Genomic DNA, 17,702 nt, shown 5'->3' with positions numbered 1-17,702 from the left:
CCTTTTATGCGGCAGGCGTTTTTTATGCGTTCAAAGAGGGCAATTTCAGCTTCTTGGGCTTACTCTTTTCTAAATGAGCCCAGCATCGCCCGGACAATTCCTCCTAAAAACTTCGGCAATTTAATGGTATAAAATTTCATTTTGTCCCCTCCTATAAGTCCCGTATCCGCTGCGTTCATCACTTTAGGATTCATGGTTTTTTCCGCATATGGCAGAAGCCGCTTTTTAATCCGCGCTCCTTACCATTATTAATATGCCTTTTGCAAACGAAAAAGTACCTCGTGAATGAATGAGTTCGTTACTAATACATAGTGTGGAACCCAGAGGAATATGACAATTATCAAGGGGATATTTAAAACCGTCGAGTGTCAGGCCGTCTGCCGCTTCCGTAAATGGAATGAAAGAAATATAGCGTCTGCGCGCTTTTTCTTCAATTGTATAACGGCCGGGCCCGAACATCTGAATGTCATTCTGCCGGTCGATCAGCTCGACATCGGTATTCTTATGTAAGGCTTTATACAGCAGCTGGATGTTCCCTAAAAAGTGATCGGCTCTTCCGCCCGTCACACCGAACATCCGAATGGTTTCCGGTTCTTTTTGTAAAGCCCAGTCAAGGGCGAGTTCAAGATCGGTATAATCTTTTTCCGCCTGATACACATGGAGGGCCGGCGCCGCTTTTTGAATCTGCATGAGCTCCTCTTCCGTAATGCTGTCAAAATCACCGAAAGCTTCCTGCGGAATGATTCCGGCTTCCAAAAGAGAAACCGTCCCTTTATCGACTCCGACCCACGTCGTATCTCCGTCTGTGTATTCGGATAGATCGGGAATAAGTTCCCGCGGGCCGCCCGCAACGATATTGATTGTCTTCATATGTTTTCCTCTCTCTTAGACGCGAAAAGAGCCGGCGGCTTTCACCGGGCTCTTTTTCAGCATGTTTATTACGCGTTTCGGATGTCAGCGATGGCTTTTTTCCGATCCGGCTGATTATATACGGCAGACCCGGCAACAAGCAGATTGGCGCCCGCTTCAGCGCATAAAGGGGCTGTTTCTTTATTAACGCCTCCGTCCACCTCGATTAAAAGCTCAGACAGGCCTTTCTCCTCAGCCAGCTGTTTGACCTGACGGATTTTCGGCAGAACCGAATGAATGAAGCGCTGGCCGCCAAAACCGGGGTTAACCGTCATTAACAGCACAAGGTCAAGTTCCTCGATCACATGTTCAATCATTTGGACGGGCGTATGCGGATTGAGCACAACTCCCGCTTTTACCCCCTGCTCTTTTATCAATTGAATGGTCCGGTGAAGATGCGGACACGCTTCAGCATGAACGGAAAGGATGTCCGCGCCGGCTTTTGCGAATGCCGGTATGTAGCGGTCCGGGTTTTCAATCATAAGATGGACATCCAGCGGCAGATCAGTCACCGGACGGACGGCTTCAACGATAAGCGGCCCGATTGTAATGTTAGGGACGAAATGGCCATCCATGACATCAATATGGATATAGTCCGCCCCTCCTTTTTCCACGTCTTTAATTTCCTCGCCCAGTGAAGCAAAATCGGCGGAAAGAATTGATGGCGCAACCTTAATCATATTAATACCTCGGCTTTCTCTCTTTTATTTCCTGCATAAATTCTTTGTAATGCTCATAACGGTACGGCTGAATCTCTCCTTCTTCCACCGCTTGCTTTACCGCGCATTTCGGCTCCTTAAGATGCAGACAGCCTCTGAATTTGCAAGAGGCGCTTATTTCTCTGATCTCAGGGAACGTGCTGCCCAGCTCATCTTCCTCAATGCCGGTAAATTCAAGCGAACTGAACCCCGGAGTATCCGCCACCAGACCGCCTGATGTATGAATGAGCTCCACATGGCGCGTCGTATGTTTTCCGCGTCCCAAATGCGCGGAAATCTCGTTTGTTTTCAGCTCAAGCTCCGGGCTGATCGCATTTAAAAGCGAAGATTTTCCGACTCCCGACTGACCGGCAAACACCGTCGTTTTGTTCTCGAAGTGTTTCACAATGCCTGTTAAACCGCTGTTTTCTTTTGATGACGTCACATATACGTCATAACCGATCCCCTGATAGTCTTTCACGTAAGAAAGTATCGCCTCTTTCGATTCCCCGTCTGCAGCTAAGTCCATTTTGGTTATGCAGATGATCGGGTGAATGCCGTTGGCTTCCACAAGGACGAGAAAACGGTCCAATAAAGACGTGCTGAACGCCGGCTGAACGGCAGAAAAGACGAGAACGGCCTGATCGACATTTGAAATCGGCGGCCTGATCAGCTCGTTTGTTCGTTCTTTGATTTCCAGCAAGTAGCCTTCTTTATCATTTTCAGCCTGATAAACGGCATAATCGCCGACCAGGGGCGTTATTTTATTTTTTCTGAAAATGCCCCGGCCCCTGCATTGAATGATCTTGTCCTGTGATTCATCCAAGACATAATAGAATCCGCTTAACGCTTTTATAATTTTGCCCTCAGGCATAGGGTCCCTCCTTGTCAGTCATTATCTTTCGGGTATTCAATCGTTTTGTAGCTGACGACTTTATGATCGACCATCACTTGGTAATACCCCTTCTGTCCCTGATCAATCTTCAGTTCAATTGTTTTTTCAGTCGGCTCTTTTATTTTAAATGAGTCATACGTATCAGAGATGCTGTGGTCCTTATCATCGATGGCGATTTGCACTTCAAGCTCGTCCCCTTCATGTTCGGGTTCGTAAGGAATGCTGATTTTTTCTTTTACCGTTTTCGCCGGTTTTTCTTCAGGTCCGAGCGAGAACGTCACTTCAACATTACTTCCCGGCTTAACCGCAGTGCCGGCTGCCGGCTCTTGCTTCATGACTTGTCCTTTTGGCACGTCATCTGAATGGGCTTGTTTTTCAACAAGCTGCAGGCCGTTATCTTCAAGATACCCTGAAGCCGCTTCTTTGCTGTAAGTCTTTAAGTCCCTCAGCGTAACGTCCGCCGGGCCGAGGCTGACCGTTAGATTGACTTCATCGTCGCTTCCGACCATGTCGGTGCCGGCTGACGGGTCCTGATCAATTACGGTGCCGGCCTCGCTGTCATCGTTCTCTTCTTTGACATTGACATGTTTGAAGCCTTTGTCCTTCAGCGCTTTTTTTGCGTCGCCGATCTGCCGCCCTTTCACGTCGATCAGCTGGGTTTTCGGTTTTCCGATGCTTTTGTACAGTTTTACAGAAGAGCCTTCTTTAACGGTAGACCCCGCTTTTGGGTCCGTTTTGACCATTAATTCCTCTTCTATTTTGTCATCTTCAATGTCCGTTATATCAGGATCCGCCCGGAGCCCGTTCTTTTCAAGCAGTGCTTCCGCTTTTTCGTACTTCATGCCCCGTACGTCGGGGACGCTTACATCTTTAGGCATAAATAAAGACGGGAACACAGTGACAGCAAGAACAGCCGCCATAATGAAAATGAAACAGACGGACAGCAAAACCCACGGCCATTTCCGTTTTTTCTTTTTGGCGGGCTGCTGTTCCTTATCATCCGTCTCCCCCGGCGTTTCCGCCTGAGGCGCGGCTTTTGCGCCGTCAGCAATAACGGGAATGGCTTTTGTCATTTCCTCATCATCCTGAACGGAAAATTTTTGTTCATTCAGCCTGCCGGCGTCAAAAGCCGTTCTGATGTCCGCTTCCATGTCCTCGGCGCTTTCATAGCGGTGAAACGGGTCTTTAGCGGTTGCCTTTAAAATAATGTTTTCGACGCTCTGCGGAATGGAAGGGTTCCACTTTCTGGCGGAAGGCGTTTCTGTTTGCAGATGCTTTAGCGCTATGCTGACGGCTGATTCTCCGTCAAAAGGGATCTTACCTGTTAAAAGCTCAAACAGCACGATGCCGAGCGCGTAAATATCTGATTTTTTCGTTGCCAGACCGCCTCTCGCCTGCTCCGGAGACAAATAATGAACCGAGCCCAGCACAGAATTCGTATGTGTGATTGTCGTAGACGTAAGCGCTGTGGCGATGCCGAAATCCGTCACCTTGATATGCCCTAAATGATCTATCAATATATTGTGCGGTTTAATATCCCGGTGCACGATATGGTTTTGATGGGCATGGGCGATGGCCGAGACGATCTGCTCCATAACGGACAGCGCTTCTTTCGGATGAAGCGGCCCGTGTGCGGTTATGTATTCCTTTAATGTCATGCCTTCCACATATTCCATGACAATGTAATAAATATCGCCTTCCTCCCCGATATCGTAAATACTGACGATATTCGGATGATCGAGGCTTGATGCCGACTGTGCTTCTCTTCTGAAACGCCTGATAAAATCAATGTCATTCACAAAGTCAAACCGCAGAATTTTAATTGCGACTTCACGTTCGAGAATGATGTCCTCAGCTAAAAAAACGTTTGCCATTCCGCCGCCGCCAATGGGCCGGAGGATATGATAACGCCCGCTGATCCGCTTGCCGGTTAGCACTTGTCTTCACCCTCTTTTGCATCTGCGGAAAACTCAATCAACACAGCCGTGATGTTATCTTCGCCGCCGTTTTGATTCGCTTTGCTGATGAGAAGGTCTACTTTTTCCTGAGGATCAGATTCGGCTTGAAGCATTTGTTTGATCTCGTGATCTTCTATTTTATTTGACAGTCCGTCAGAGCATAAAAGCAGCTGATCGCCGTCAGACAGTTCAAAAGAACGGGCGTCGGAACTGATGGTTTCATCTGTCCCCAGCGCTCTCGTCAATACATTTTTCCGCGGATGGTGCTCGGCGTCCTCTTTCGAAATTTCCCCCGTCTTGACCAGCTCATTCACAAGCGAATGGTCTTCAGTCAGCTGAGTGAATTCCCCATCTTGAAGCAGGTAGCATCGGCTGTCACCGATATGAGCCACAGTGACAAACTTCCCGGTGAATAAGGCGCAAACAACGGTGGTGCCCATTCCCCGGCATTCTTCATTCGCTTTAGCGTGGTCATGTACTTTGACATTCGCCTCATGAATCCGGTCTTTCAGCCAATCCTCGCAAGCAGACGGCAGAGAAGGAACCGTTTCGGTCCGGTTCCACTGCTCTTCCATCGCCGCAACCGCCATCCTGCTCGCTACATCTCCGGCAAGATGACCGCCCATGCCGTCGGCGACAACCGCAAGCACCGCGTCTTCTTTTGTGAAAATGCCCGCCGCATCTTCATTATGCCGGCGGACTTTACCTGTATCTGTTTTCAAGGCTGTAATCAACCTCTTCACCTCGTCTCGTCTTGACGCTCCTTCGCGCGAAGCTGACCGCAGGCCGCGTCAATGTCATGGCCTTGCTCTCTTCTGATCGTGACATTTACACCGCGGGATTTTAACGTTTTTTCGAATGCGAAAATCTGATCTCTCGGTGTGCGGACGTAATCCCGTTCAGGCACATAGTTTACCGGAATTAAATTGACATGGCATTTCACGTCTTTTAACAGTTCTGCAAGCTCTTCTGCATGTTCGACCTGATCATTTACGCCGCCGAACAGCCCGTATTCAAAGCTGATCCGTCTGCCTGTTTTCTCGATGTAATATTTGACGGCCTCCATAAGGTCAGGAAGCTTATAGGCTTTGTTAATCGGCATCAGACGGCTTCTGATTTCCGTATTCGGAGCATGCAGAGAAATCGCGAAATTGATCTGCATTTTTTGATCGGCGAAATCGTAAATCTTCGGAATGATTCCGCTGGTGGAAACTGTGATATGACGCGCTCCGATGTTCAGCCCTTTATCGTGGTTAATGATTTTCAAGAAAGCGAGCATTTCGTTAAAGTTATCAAAAGGTTCACCGATTCCCATGATCACGACTGAGCTGACGCGTTCATCCGTTTCATCAAGCGCCTTTTGCACTTTCACGACTTGAGCGACGATTTCTCCCGCTTCAAGATTCCGTTTCAGACCGCCGAGCGTTGACGCGCAAAATGTGCAGCCGATCCGGCAGCCGACCTGTGTCGTTACACATACAGAATTACCATACTCGTGTCTCATTAAAACCGTTTCGATCGTATAACCGTCATGAAGCTCAAATAAAAATTTCATCGTGCCGTCTTGAGATGTCTGTTTTACAGCCGTTTTCAGCGTTGTCAGCACAAAATGGCTCTGGAGTTTTTCACGCAGGCTTTTTGAGAGGTTTGTCATTTCATCAAATGAAGAAACCCGCTTTTCATAGAGCCATTCAAAAATCTGTGCCGCGCGGAACGGCTTTTCGCCATTCTCAGTCAGCCATTGTTTGATTTCATCTAATTCAAAAGAGTAAATGGACGGCTGCTCAGTCCGCAGCTCTTTCCGTACGCTTGTCTTTTTTAATTGTGTCATTTTTTATCCCTTCTTTCTCATGCTGCTAATAAAGAAACCGTCTGTTCCGAAATAATGCGGAAGAATTTGAAGGCTTCCATCCTGAACAAAGGGTCTCGCCTTTTCAGGCAGCCGCTTTTCAAGAGACAAATCGGGTTCAAACTCAGGGTGTTCTTGTATAAACGCATGCATAACTTCTTCATTTTCTGTCCGGTCCATTGTACACGTACTGTATACGAGTGTGCCACCTTTTTTTACTAATGGGGCGATTTCCCTTAAAATGCCGAGCTGGATTTCTGACAGCCGTCTGCTGTCCTCCGGCGTCTTCGTATATTTCATATCGGGTTTTCTTCTGATGACGCCGAAACCTGAGCAAGGGGCATCAACGAGAATACGGTCAAACCGTTCTGCGCCAAAGGCCTCTCCCGCTTTTCGCGCATCCATCGTTTGTGCATCGATGATCGTAAGTCCGAGCCGTTCTGCGCCCTCTTTAATCAGCTTCACTTTATGGCGGTGAAGATCAAGCGATGTGAGGCTCCCCTCGTTCTCCATCAGTTCCGCAATGTGAGCCGACTTTCCGCCCGGTGCGGCGCATGCGTCTAAAACGGTTTCGCCCGGCTTCGGGTCCAGCGCCCGCGCGACAAGCATTGAGCTTTCATCCTGTATGGATACCCGGCCGTTTTGGAAAAATGCCGTGTTCGCGATGCTTCCTTTTAAAAGCTTAATCGCATCAGGAGAAAGGTCTCCGGCTTCTGCTTCCAGACCGGCATTCTCCATCTCATTCAGCACCGTTTCCCTGTCGCTCTTTATGTGATTGACACGGAGCGTCTGCTTCGGCGGAATGAGATGAATCCGGCAGATCTTTTCAGCCGCCTCAAAGCCGTACGCCTCGACCCACTCTTTTACGAGCCATTCGGGATGGCTTGTCTCTGTGGAAAGACGGAGAACCGGGTCTTCAATTTCAGCGAATGACGGCGCCCCCTCACGCTGCAGGGAGCGGAGGATGCCGTTGACAAAGGACGCAATGCCCTTATGCCCGCGTTTTTTGGCGATTTCAACCGCTTCATGGATGGCGGCGCGATCCGGAATTTTTTCTAAATACTCCATTTGATACGCGGACAGACGAAGCAGCTGAATCACCCACGGCTTCACCTTATTCGGCTTGCGGATAAAAGGCTTCAGCATATAGTCTAAGGCGATTTTATTTTGCAGCGTTCCGTAGACAAGCTCTGTCAGCAGCCCTCTGTCCTGATCGCTGAGCGTGTTCGTTTTGATAACCGATGTAAGAAGCAGGTTGCTGTATGCCTGATTTTGCTCAAGCTTCTCAAGCGCTTCAAGGGCGAGCTCCCGGACATTAATTTTCTTCATTTGCTTCTCCTAACACGTCACCGGGCTGCACATTTTTGCCTCTTACAAAATCTTCGCCCTTCATCCGTTTTTTTCCCGCCGGCTGCAGCTCAGTGATTAAAAGGGCTGTGCTGTTTCCTGATGCGACGACAATGCCGTTTTGCTCCGTGCGGATGACTGTTCCGGGCGCAGCTTCAGTTTTTGCCGCAACTTTTTCAGAAGCCCATACTTTAATATTTTGACCGTTCAAAGTTGTATAGGCGACAGGCCAAGGGTTTAAACCTCTGATCTGGTTGTAAATCTCTTCTCCGGGCTTTGCCCAATCAATCAGCTCCTGCTCACGCTTAATGTTAGGCGCGTAAGTCGCTTTTGATTCGTCCTGTTTGATCGGTTTAATATTCCCGGAAATGACGTTCGGAACGGTCTCTGACAAAAGCTTTGCCCCCGCTATGCTTAATTTGTCGTGAAGCGTGCCGACGTTATCCGTTTCATCAATTTCCACTTCGATTTTAGAAATCATATCGCCCGCATCAAGCTTTTCAACCATATACATGATCGTCACGCCCGTTTTCTTCTTGCCTTGGAGAATCGAATAATGTATCGGCGCTCCGCCTCTTAATTCAGGCAATAGTGACGCGTGTACGTTGATACAGCCGTATTTCGGGCCGTCCAGCAGCTGCTTGGGGAGGATCTGTCCGAATGCCGCCGTAACAATCAGGTCCGGCTTCAGGCTGAGCACTTTTTCTATTTCTTCTTCGAGCCTTACTTTTTCGGGCTGAAGCACGGGAATGCCGTGACGTTCAGCTTCAGCCTTTACAGGAGGGGGCGTCATGATTTTTTTTCTGCCTTTCGGGCGGTCAGGCTGCGTAACGACACCAACCACTTCATATCCGTCTTCAATAAGCGTGCGCAGGACGGGAACTGAAAAGTCGGGCGTTCCCATAAAAACGATCCTTGTCATCCAATCATCCTTCCATTTCTGCCAGTTCTTCTTCAGTGTAGTAAGCCGTAATTTTTGATGTGAATAAAATGCCGTCTAAATGATCCATTTCATGCTGAACGGCTCTGGCCAAAAAACCCTCCGCTTCTAAAATAAACGGTTTTCCTTTACGGTCATAGGCTTTTACCTTTACGTAATCCGGGCGGGTGACATCGCCGTAAACCCCGGGAAAGCTTAAGCAGCCCTCGACTCCGGTCTGTTCACCGCTCTTTTCAAGAATAACCGGATTTACAAGGTCGATCCGGCCGCTTTCTTCACCGATGTCCACGACGGCCGCTCTTTTTAAAATGCCGATTTGCGGCGCGGCGAGGCCGACGCCATCCATTTCGAGCATCGTATCGTACATATCATCAAGCAGTTTTTTTAATTTTTTATCAAACACTGTCACTTCTTCGGCAGGTGTTTCCAGAACCTCCGCCGGGTGTGTGACGATTTTTTTCACAGCCAAAATTTTGCCCTCCAAAAACTAATGTTACATCAGCATGTACGGATTCATATCGATTGAAATCATTACATGCTTTTGCGCAATGTCGCGTTTATAGTGCTCCAGTATCTTTTTCAACTGAATCTGCAACTCGTTTTCCTGTCTGTATTTTATCACGCATTGATAGCGATATCTATCTTTGATCCTGGCGATCGGGGAAGCCGCCGGCCCGAGAATTTTCGTATCAGGCCCGCATCCCGCTCTTAAATAGTTTGTAATCTTTTCTGCGGTGACCGCGGCTTTTGCCGCTTCTTCATGAGAAACGGTCACCAGCGCCACGTAATAATAAGGCGGGTATGACTGGGCCCGTCTGTGCGCCATTTCCTGCTGAAAAAAAGTTTCATAGTCGTGCGTTTTCGTCAGCTGAATGCTGTAATGAGACGGTGTATACGTTTGAATGACCACCGTTCCCGGCTTTTCATGCCGCCCGGCCCGTCCGCTTACCTGCGTCAGCAGCTGGAATGTCTTCTCCGCAGCCCTGAAATCAGGGATGTGAAGCGTCGTATCTGCGCTTAATACTCCGACGAGCGTCACGTTCGGAAAATCAAGCCCTTTTGCGATCATTTGCGTACCGAGCAGGATATCCGCCTTCCCTTCACCGAACGCTGACAACAGTTTTTCATGGGCGCCTTTTCTTGAAGTGGTGTCCACATCCATCCTGATCACGCGCGCCTGAGGCAGCACTTTGGTAAGCTCCTCCTCCACACGCTGCGTGCCCGTGCCGAAAAAGCGGATATGTTCGCTGCCGCATTCCGGGCATGTTCCCGGGACAGGTTCCTCATGGCCGCAGTAATGGCATTTCAGCCTTTGTCCGTAGCGGTGATAAGTCATTGAAATGTCGCAATGCGGACATTGCGGCACATAACCGCAGTCCCGGCACATCACAAACGAGGAATACCCCCGTTTATTCAGGAAAAGGACGGCCTGCTCTTTTTTTGCAAGCTTCTCTTCCAGCTGTTCCATCAGCTCTCTTGAAAACATTGATCTGTTGCCGTTTCTCAGTTCTTCTCTCATATCAACGAGAGAAACGTCAGGCATGAGCTGGCGATTTACGCGATGTTTTAACGGAAGCAGCTCATAAACGCCTTTTTTCGCCCGCGCAAATGATTCCAATGTCGGCGTGGCGCTCCCGAGGACGACCGGACAGCTGTGATGCTCGGCCCGGTGGATGGCTACGTCCTTTGCATGATACCGCGGCATTTCCTCCTGCTTATAGGAAGATTCGTGCTCTTCATCAATAATGATCATGCCGAGATTTTCAAACGGGGCAAAGATGGCCGATCTGGCTCCGACGACAAGCCGGACTTCCTTGCGCTGAATCTTCCGCCATTCATCGTATTTTTCACCTGTGGATAATCCGCTGTGCATGACCGCAACCTGCGAGCCGAAGCGGCCTTTAAAACGGTTGACCATTTGCGGTGTCAACGAGATTTCCGGAACGAGCACGATAGCTTCTTGTCCTTTTGCCAGCACTTTTTCAATGGATTGCAGGTAAATTTCCGTCTTGCCGCTTCCCGTGACGCCGTGAAGCAGAAAGACGTGATGGACATGATCGGCTACGGCTTGTTTAATCGGCTCAAAAGCGGCCTGCTGCTCTTCTGTAAGAGAGAGCGGCTCTGTTTTTTTGAACATTCTGTCCTGATAAGGATCGCGGTAAACCTCCTCAAAGCTTTCCGTAAGAAGCCCCTTTTTAAGAAGCGTTTTCAGCGTCGCGGAACTGGAATCGGTCTTTTTGCAAAGCTCGGCCGCGGAAATCTTTGCTCCCCCGCCGATAAAATAAGTAAGCACGGCGAGCTGTTTAGAAGCCTGTTTTGTCAATGAACCTGCGTGCCGGGCGAGTTCTTCTTTGTCTGCCCCCGCTTCGATCATGCGGATCATTTTTTTATTCGTTTTTTGGGCGACTTTATATGTGACATCAATGCTTCCTTTGCGCACGAATTTCTGAAGTGACGAAAGAATGCTTTCATCGGTAATATCCGAGTACAGAAGACTTTTTTGATTCCTGAAAAGCTGTTTGATGTCCGGTGTCAGCGCTTCTTCGTCAACGACTTTCAGCTCTTTCTCGTACTTCGCCTTCAGTGCGGCGGGCAGCATTGCCTGAAGCGCCGTGATTTTAAACGACAGCGTTTTGTCAGAAAGCCATGAAGACAGCTGCATCAGTTCCTCAGTCAGAACGGGCGTCAAATCAAGAAGCTTCTCGACTTCCTTCATTGAGCCGCCGTTTAATTCAGACGAATCTTTCAAACCGGTCACAAATCCTTGAAGCTTGCGCGGGCCAAACGGGACAATCACCCGCATGCCGACTTCGATCATCCCTTTTAAATGATCGGGAATTTTGTAATCAAAGGGTCTGTCAATGTTTTTGGAGCTGACATCGACAATGACTTCTGCTACATTCATACCGGTTTTCGGTCCTCGGCTTTCAAAGCGGTCATTTCCTTCAGCATTTCAAAGGAAACATCAAGTTTAGACATAAGCGCAAGCTCCCGTTTTCTTCCGTCCCGGAAATAGAAGGTGACGACATTCGTATCCGTGCCAAATCCGGCCCCTTCCGCTTTCACATTATTCGCAACGATCATATCAAGGTTTTTCTGTTCGAGTTTTCTGCGCGCATAGCGTTCGACGTCTTGCGTTTCAGCCGCAAATCCGACCAGCAGCTGGTGTGTTTTCCGTTCGCCGAGTTCTTTCAGTATGTCTGCCGTACGGTTGAATTCGATCACGAGCGAACCGTCTTTCTTCTTCATTTTGTGATCAGAAACAGCCGCCGGCGTAAAATCGGCCACGGCCGCCGTCTTAATCACCATGTCGCATGAATCAAACACAGAAAGCACGGCTTCTTTCATATCAGCTGCCGATTGCACAGGAAGAAACTGATACAGCCCGACTGGCGGCTCTATTGACACCGGACCTGAAATCAGCGTCACCCGCGCTCCGAGACGGACGGCGGCTTCAGCAGCGGCGTAGCCCATTTTGCCGGTGGATTTATTTGTGAAGAAGCGGACAGGGTCCACGGCTTCGCGCGTCGGACCGGCCGTAATGACAATATGTTTTCCTTTCAGCGGCGCATCGTCTTCAGGCTCCTTAAAATGCTCTCTGACACGCTCAACAATAAGCTCCGGCTCCTCCAGCCTTCCTTTGCCGACATATCCGCATGCCAAATAGCCTTCACTCGGCTCGATAAAGCGGACCCCGTCCTGATAAAGCACAGAGATATTCCGTTTCACCGCCGGATGATCATACATATGGACATTCATCGCAGGCGCCACCCAGACCGGGGCCTCAGCCGCCAGCACCGTCGTTGTGAGCATATCGTCAGCAATTCCGTTGGCAAGCTTGCCGATGATATTTGCCGTAGCGGGCGCGACAATAATTAAATCCGCCCAGTCAGCGGCATCAATATGAGAAATCACCTTCGGATTTTGTTCATTAAATGTATCTGTATACACTTCATTCCGGCTCAGCGCCTGAAATGTCAGCGGAGAAACAAACTCACGCGCGGACTCAGTCATAATCACTTTGACGTTTGCGCCGGCCTGAACCAGCTTGCTCGTGAGTGCGGAAGCTTTATAAACGGCAATTCCTCCGCTTACGCATAGCAGAATGTTTCGGTTTTTCATGAAGTCTTCTCCCCTTTATGAAAGCATTGGACAAATCCCAAACGGAAAAAAATAACAACCTATGTAGAGATAGGTTGCTACGTGTGCTTGTTATTCGCTGTCTTCTCTTTCAAACGAAAGCAGGCCCGCGTCAATTTCTTCTAAAGCTTTGCCTACATATTTGTGAGAAATGGTATGTTCAATCTGCTGGTCTTTTTTGATCTGCATTTCACGCGCGCGTCTTGCAGACACGGTCACCAGCGTATATTTAGAATCTAATTTATTCATTAAAGAGTCAATTGACGGATCTAACATAAGTTATTCTACCTCCAGCATTTTCTTATATCTCGGAGCGACGCGTTCACGTTTTAAGTGCTCGGCGAGAACGATTGCGTTAATCTTATCGCAAGCCGTTTGGATATCGTCGTTTTCAACGACATAATCATACGCGTCCATCATTTCGATTTCAGCTTTTGCGGCATTCATTCTGTTTTCGATTAAATCGTCGGTTTCAGTCCCTCTTGTCACGATTCTGTTTTTCAGTTCAGAAAGACTCGGCGGCGCTAAGAAGATAAACAGGCCTTCCGGAAATGCATTCCGCACTTGGAGCGCGCCCTGCACTTCAATCTCTAAGAAGACGTCTTTTCCTTCTTGAAGCGTCTGTTCGACATAATCAACGGGCGTTCCGTAATAGTTGCCGACATATTCCGCCCACTCAAGCAGTTTGTTGTTTTCAATCATGCGTTCGAATTCATCTCTAGATTTAAAGAAATAATCGACGCCGTCGACCTCGCCCTCTCTCGGGTTTCTCGTCGTGACTGAAATTGAGTATTCAAATTTTGTGTCCTGTTGTGAAAATATTGCTTGCCGAACCGTTCCTTTTCCAACTCCGGAGGGACCTGAGAGAACGATTAATAACCCTCTTTCTTTCATGCGGCAATTACCCCTGCCCTTCATCCATAATTTCTTCTTTCACAGAAAGTCTGTGTGCAACTGTCTCAGGCTGGACGGCAGATAAGATAATGTGATCACTATCCATGACGACAACTGCACGGGTTCTTCGTCCGTATGTAGCGTCTATTAGCATTCCGCGGTCTCTTGCATCCTGGATCATTCGCTTTATTGGCGCAGACTCCGGGCTGACAATCGAAATCATCCGATTGGCGGAGATGATATTGCCAAATCCGATATTAATCAGTTTAATCGTCATCTTCTACGTTCCCCCTGTAAAATAGACGTCTCTAGTGTAACCTGAAGAGACCGTCTGTAAACAATACGCACAGTCGCTATTCTATATTTTGCACTTGTTCCTTCAATTTTTCAATAGAACTTTTCATTTCAACGACAAGCTTTGTGATTTGATGATCATTGGCTTTTGAGCCGATCGTGTTCGCTTCCCGGTTAAGCTCCTGAACAAGGAAATCAAGTTTGCGGCCGACTGCCCCGCCTTCTTTTAATATATCACGGAATTGAACAAAATGGCTCTTCAATCTGGTAATTTCTTCCGTGATATCAGAACGGTCGGCGAAAATGGCGCATTCCGTGATCAGCCTGCTTTCGTCGAGTGCGTCCTCCGTCCATTCCTTCATTCGGGCGTAAAGACGCTCGCGGTATTGAATAACAACGGCCGAAGCGCGCTCTTTCACCTGTTCGGACAGCGTCTCAAGCCGCTCAATGTGCAGAAAGCAGTCTTCCGCCAAAAGCCGTCCTTCTTTTTCCCTCATGTCACAAAGTTCCTTTACAGCCAGCTCAGCGGCTTCCCTGATGACTTCTTCAAGCTTGTCATCACGCATCTGTTCTTCGTGTATCTGCGCAATATGTTCAAATTTAAAGAAATCCATTGCATCGGGTTCTGCGGCCAGGCTGTAGCGCTCTTTCATGACGCGTGCGGCGCTCACATATTCATCAAGGAGCTCCCAATCGATGTTCAGGCTTCTTTTTATGAGCGCGTCACTGTTTACAGTGAGAAACAGCTCTACTCTTCCGCGCTGTATATGCTGCAATATCGTTTGTTTCAGCTTATCCTCTACATATAGCAAAGGCCGTGGCAGGCGGGCGTTCACTTCTTTGAACCGGTAATTGACGGATTTCAATTCAACGGTTGCCGAGAGATCGCCTTTTGTGCTGCTTGCGCTGCCGAAGCCTGTCATACTCCGTATCATATGAAACACCCAATTCTTTCCCGTTATCAAAATAAAAGGGCAATAGACATGCTATTACCCCTAAGATTATATCATATGGAATTATTTTTTTCTTGTCAAAAGTGAACCCGCCAGCAAAAAAGTAGGTATGCCCGACATCCCGATAATCAGCATCCAATCGCCCGGCGTAATCGGCACTGTTTTGAAAATCGGCTGCAGCGGCGGATAATAGATGACGATGACCATCAGGAAGATAGAAGAAATGATGGCGCCGAGCAGATAGATATTTTCAAACGGATTCCGGGAGAAAACAGACGTTTCGCTCCGGCAGTCAAACACGTGTATAAGCTGAGCCAGGACAAGAGTCGCGAATGCAACGGTCTGTGCGTAGGGCAGATTTTCAGGATTGCGGTGATAGACGATGATAAACGCTAAAATGGTTGCGGCTCCGATTAAAAACCCTCTTGATACGACTTTCCAGCCCAGTTTTCGCGCAAACACTCCTTCTTTCGGATGCCGCGGCTTCCGCCTCATCAGATCTCCTTCCGGCTGATCCATACCGAGGGCCATCGCCGGCAGCCCGTCAGTGACTAAGTTCACCCACAATATCTGAATCGGAACGAGCGGCAGCGGCAGAGCGAGAAGCATCGCAAACAGCATCACTAAAATTTCACCGACGTTGGAGGCGAGCAAATATCGGACGAATTTTCTTATATTTTCATAGATATTCCGTCCCTCTTTTATGGCTGATTTAATCGTAGCAAAGTTATCATCCACCAGAATGAGAGAAGAGGCTTCCTTTGCCACATCCGTTCCCGTCACGCCCATGGCAACACCGATATCTGCCTGCTTTATGGCCGGCGCGTCATTAACCCCGTCTCCCGTCATGGCGACGACGTGTCCGTTTTCCTGAAACGCTTTGACGATTTTCAATTTATGTTCAGGTGACACGCGTGCGAAGACGTAGACATCATCGACCGTTTCGATAAGTTCTTTCTCCGTAAGCTCATTCAGCGTCTTGCCGTCCATCACACGCCCCTTTTTCGGAAGAAGACGCAAATCTTTTGCAATGGCCTTTGCCGTTTCGACGTGATCTCCTGTGATCATAACCGTTTTAATGCCGGCCTCACGGCATTCTTTAATGGCCTGTCTGACCTCCGGACGGGGCGGATCAATCATGCCTGACAAGCCGAGCATCGTCAGATTTTTTTCCGCCTGCTCCATTGTCGGCTTTTCTCCGGGCTTAAGCGGTTTATAAGCAATCGCGATCGTACGCAAAGCTTGCGACGCCAGCTCTTTCAGAACCGCTTCCGTTTCTGCTTTCTTTTCTCCTGAAAAAGGCGTACTTCTTGCGCCGTGCATCAGATGTGACGAGCGGTCAATCAGCACATCGGGCGCTCCTTTAGTGATGACGAACTGCTTTTTTTCCTTATCCTCTATAATGACGGTCATCATTTTGCGGACGGAGTCAAACGGAAACTCGGCAACCACGCGGTATTGCCCGCTGAGCCAATCGTTTGAATAGCCGCCCTTTCTTGCAGCCGTCAGCAGCGCTCCTTCTGTCGGATCACCGTCGAGTACATAACGGCCGTCTTTCAGTGAGATTTCAGATGTGTTGCACAACGCGCCGAAAACCAGCATCTGTTCAAGAATCTTCTCATCTTTCGGCTTGATTTCCCGCTCATCGCGAGTGAAAACGCCCTCCGGCACATAGCCGATGCCCGACACTTTATAAATTTTGCCGCCTGACCACATATGGGTGACGGTCATTTTGTTTTGTGTCAGCGTGCCGGTTTTATCAGAACAAATGACAGAGGCGCAGCCCAATGTTTCAACCGCCGGGAGCTTTCTGACAATTGATTTTTGTTTGATCATGCGCTGGACGCCGATTGATAATGCCACCGTAACAATGGCGGGAAGCCCTTCCGGAATCGCGGCGACGGCCAATGACACCCCGGCCAAAAACATGCTGTAAAGATCATGTCCCTGTAAGACGCCGACTGCAACGACCAATACCGTTAAAAGGAGCGCGACGATAATTAAAATTTTGCCGAGCTCTTCAAGTCTTCGCTGCAGCGGTGTTGAAAGGCTGCCGGCGGATTCCAGCATATCGGCGATTTTCCCCATTGCCGTATTCATTCCTGTACCGACAACGACGCCGACACCGCTGCCGCGCGTTACGATCGTACCCATAAACGCCATATTGCTGATGTCGCCTAACGAAACATCCGGCTTTCTCAATTTATCGGCTTGTTTAACCACCGGAATTGATTCCCCGGTCAGCGCCGATTCCTCAATTTCAAGGCTTTTCGCTTCAACGATCCGCACATCCGCGCCAATCCGGTCGCCGCTTGAAAATTTCATGATATCGCCGGGAACGAGCTCCTTGGACTGAATTTTCTTCCAGCTCCCGTCCCGCAACGCTGACACATACGGCGTTGACAGCTCTTTTAATGCATGTAAAGACTTTTCCGCCCGCCGCTCTTGAAAAAAACCGAGAACCCCATTGACAAATACAATCGCCATAATCGCTACGGCATCTACATATTCGCCTAAAAACCCGGATATTAAGGTTGCCGCCAGCAGCACGAGCACCATAAAATCTTTAAATTGGGCGAAAAACACGGCGATCGCCGGTGTCCTCTTGCCCTCCTGAAGCTCGTTCGGCCCGTGCTTTTCAAGGCGTTTTTTCACCTCTTTTTCGGTCAACCCCTGTTTAATGGACGTATTTGTTGCTTTCAGCAAATCGGTTTGTCCCATTTCATGAAACTTCATTCTTCTCGTCCACTCCCCTGCCTCGCTTTAGAGATGTCACTCTGTAAACAAGCTTATTCTGACTCGTCCCTTTTCATGCTATAATTATC

The 17,702-nt window shown here is 48.7% G+C and carries 17 protein-coding genes; all 17 read right to left on the bottom strand.

All coding sequences use genetic code 11. The annotated features are described in order from the left end of the window. Positions 1-59: 59 nt before the first annotated feature. Complete coding sequence (gene spoVM, locus NYE38_RS08140) at positions 60-140, bottom strand: stage V sporulation protein SpoVM (RefSeq protein WP_003154329.1); 81 nt, start codon at positions 138-140, stop codon at positions 60-62. Between the two features lie 85 nt (positions 141-225). Further along, positions 226-870: a thiamine diphosphokinase gene (locus tag NYE38_RS08135; protein WP_014417750.1), complete on the bottom strand. Its 645-nt coding sequence runs from the start codon at positions 868-870 to the stop codon at positions 226-228. Positions 871-938: 68 nt separating this feature from the next. Beyond that, complete coding sequence (gene rpe / locus NYE38_RS08130; RefSeq protein ID WP_014417749.1) at positions 939-1,589, bottom strand: ribulose-phosphate 3-epimerase; 651 nt, start codon at positions 1,587-1,589, stop codon at positions 939-941. A gap of 1 nt (position 1,590) precedes the next feature. Continuing rightward, complete coding sequence (rsgA, locus tag NYE38_RS08125; RefSeq protein ID WP_014417748.1) at positions 1,591-2,481, bottom strand: ribosome small subunit-dependent GTPase A; 891 nt, start codon at positions 2,479-2,481, stop codon at positions 1,591-1,593. Between the two features lie 14 nt (positions 2,482-2,495). After that, the gene (gene pknB / locus NYE38_RS08120; protein ID WP_017417763.1) at positions 2,496-4,439 is read right to left on the bottom strand and encodes a Stk1 family PASTA domain-containing Ser/Thr kinase; all 1,944 of its coding nucleotides are present in this window, start codon (positions 4,437-4,439) and stop codon (positions 2,496-2,498) included. Further along, on the bottom strand, positions 4,433-5,194 hold the full coding sequence (locus NYE38_RS08115; protein ID WP_017417762.1) for a Stp1/IreP family PP2C-type Ser/Thr phosphatase: 762 nt from the start codon (positions 5,192-5,194) through the stop codon (positions 4,433-4,435). The genes pknB and NYE38_RS08115 overlap by 7 nt, the downstream gene beginning before the upstream one ends. A gap of 5 nt (positions 5,195-5,199) precedes the next feature. After that, entirely contained in the window at positions 5,200-6,291 is a 1,092-nt protein-coding gene (gene rlmN, locus NYE38_RS08110) for a 23S rRNA (adenine(2503)-C(2))-methyltransferase RlmN (protein ID WP_017417761.1), read from the bottom strand. Between the two features lie 3 nt (positions 6,292-6,294). Further along, entirely contained in the window at positions 6,295-7,638 is a 1,344-nt protein-coding gene (rsmB, locus tag NYE38_RS08105; protein WP_003154341.1) for a 16S rRNA (cytosine(967)-C(5))-methyltransferase RsmB, read from the bottom strand. Then, complete coding sequence (gene fmt, locus NYE38_RS08100) at positions 7,625-8,578, bottom strand: methionyl-tRNA formyltransferase (RefSeq protein WP_106067968.1); 954 nt, start codon at positions 8,576-8,578, stop codon at positions 7,625-7,627. The genes rsmB and fmt overlap by 14 nt, the downstream gene beginning before the upstream one ends. A 4-nt stretch (positions 8,579-8,582) precedes the next feature. Further along, complete coding sequence (gene def / locus NYE38_RS08095; RefSeq protein WP_014417743.1) at positions 8,583-9,065, bottom strand: peptide deformylase; 483 nt, start codon at positions 9,063-9,065, stop codon at positions 8,583-8,585. Between the two features lie 24 nt (positions 9,066-9,089). After that, positions 9,090-11,501 carry a primosomal protein N' gene (priA, locus tag NYE38_RS08090; protein ID WP_017417759.1) on the bottom strand — a complete coding sequence of 804 codons (2,412 nt, stop codon included), beginning with the start codon at positions 11,499-11,501 and terminating at the stop codon, positions 9,090-9,092. Continuing rightward, on the bottom strand, positions 11,498-12,718 hold the full coding sequence (gene coaBC, locus NYE38_RS08085; protein WP_014417741.1) for a bifunctional phosphopantothenoylcysteine decarboxylase/phosphopantothenate--cysteine ligase CoaBC: 1,221 nt from the start codon (positions 12,716-12,718) through the stop codon (positions 11,498-11,500). The genes priA and coaBC overlap by 4 nt, the downstream gene beginning before the upstream one ends. Before the next feature lie 90 nt (positions 12,719-12,808). Continuing rightward, positions 12,809-13,012 carry a DNA-directed RNA polymerase subunit omega gene (rpoZ, locus tag NYE38_RS08080; protein WP_003154346.1) on the bottom strand — a complete coding sequence of 68 codons (204 nt, stop codon included), beginning with the start codon at positions 13,010-13,012 and terminating at the stop codon, positions 12,809-12,811. A gap of 3 nt (positions 13,013-13,015) precedes the next feature. After that, positions 13,016-13,630 carry a guanylate kinase gene (gene gmk, locus NYE38_RS08075; RefSeq protein WP_003154347.1) on the bottom strand — a complete coding sequence of 205 codons (615 nt, stop codon included), beginning with the start codon at positions 13,628-13,630 and terminating at the stop codon, positions 13,016-13,018. Between the two features lie 7 nt (positions 13,631-13,637). Further along, entirely contained in the window at positions 13,638-13,907 is a 270-nt protein-coding gene (gene remA, locus NYE38_RS08070; protein ID WP_003154355.1) for an extracellular matrix/biofilm regulator RemA, read from the bottom strand. A gap of 76 nt (positions 13,908-13,983) precedes the next feature. Then, positions 13,984-14,859, bottom strand: a complete 876-nt coding sequence (locus NYE38_RS08065; RefSeq protein WP_014417740.1) for a YicC/YloC family endoribonuclease — start codon at positions 14,857-14,859, stop codon at positions 13,984-13,986. 81 nt (positions 14,860-14,940) lie between these two features. Then, complete coding sequence (locus tag NYE38_RS08060; protein WP_014417739.1) at positions 14,941-17,613, bottom strand: calcium-translocating P-type ATPase, SERCA-type; 2,673 nt, start codon at positions 17,611-17,613, stop codon at positions 14,941-14,943. Positions 17,614-17,702: the final 89 nt, after the last annotated feature.

Origin of the sequence: Bacillus sp. EU63 (genome assembly GCF_038592915.1) — a bacterium.
Taxonomy (GTDB): Bacteria; Bacillota; Bacilli; order Bacillales; family Bacillaceae; genus Bacillus; species Bacillus velezensis.
This window is presented reverse-complemented; position numbering and strand designations above follow the sequence as displayed.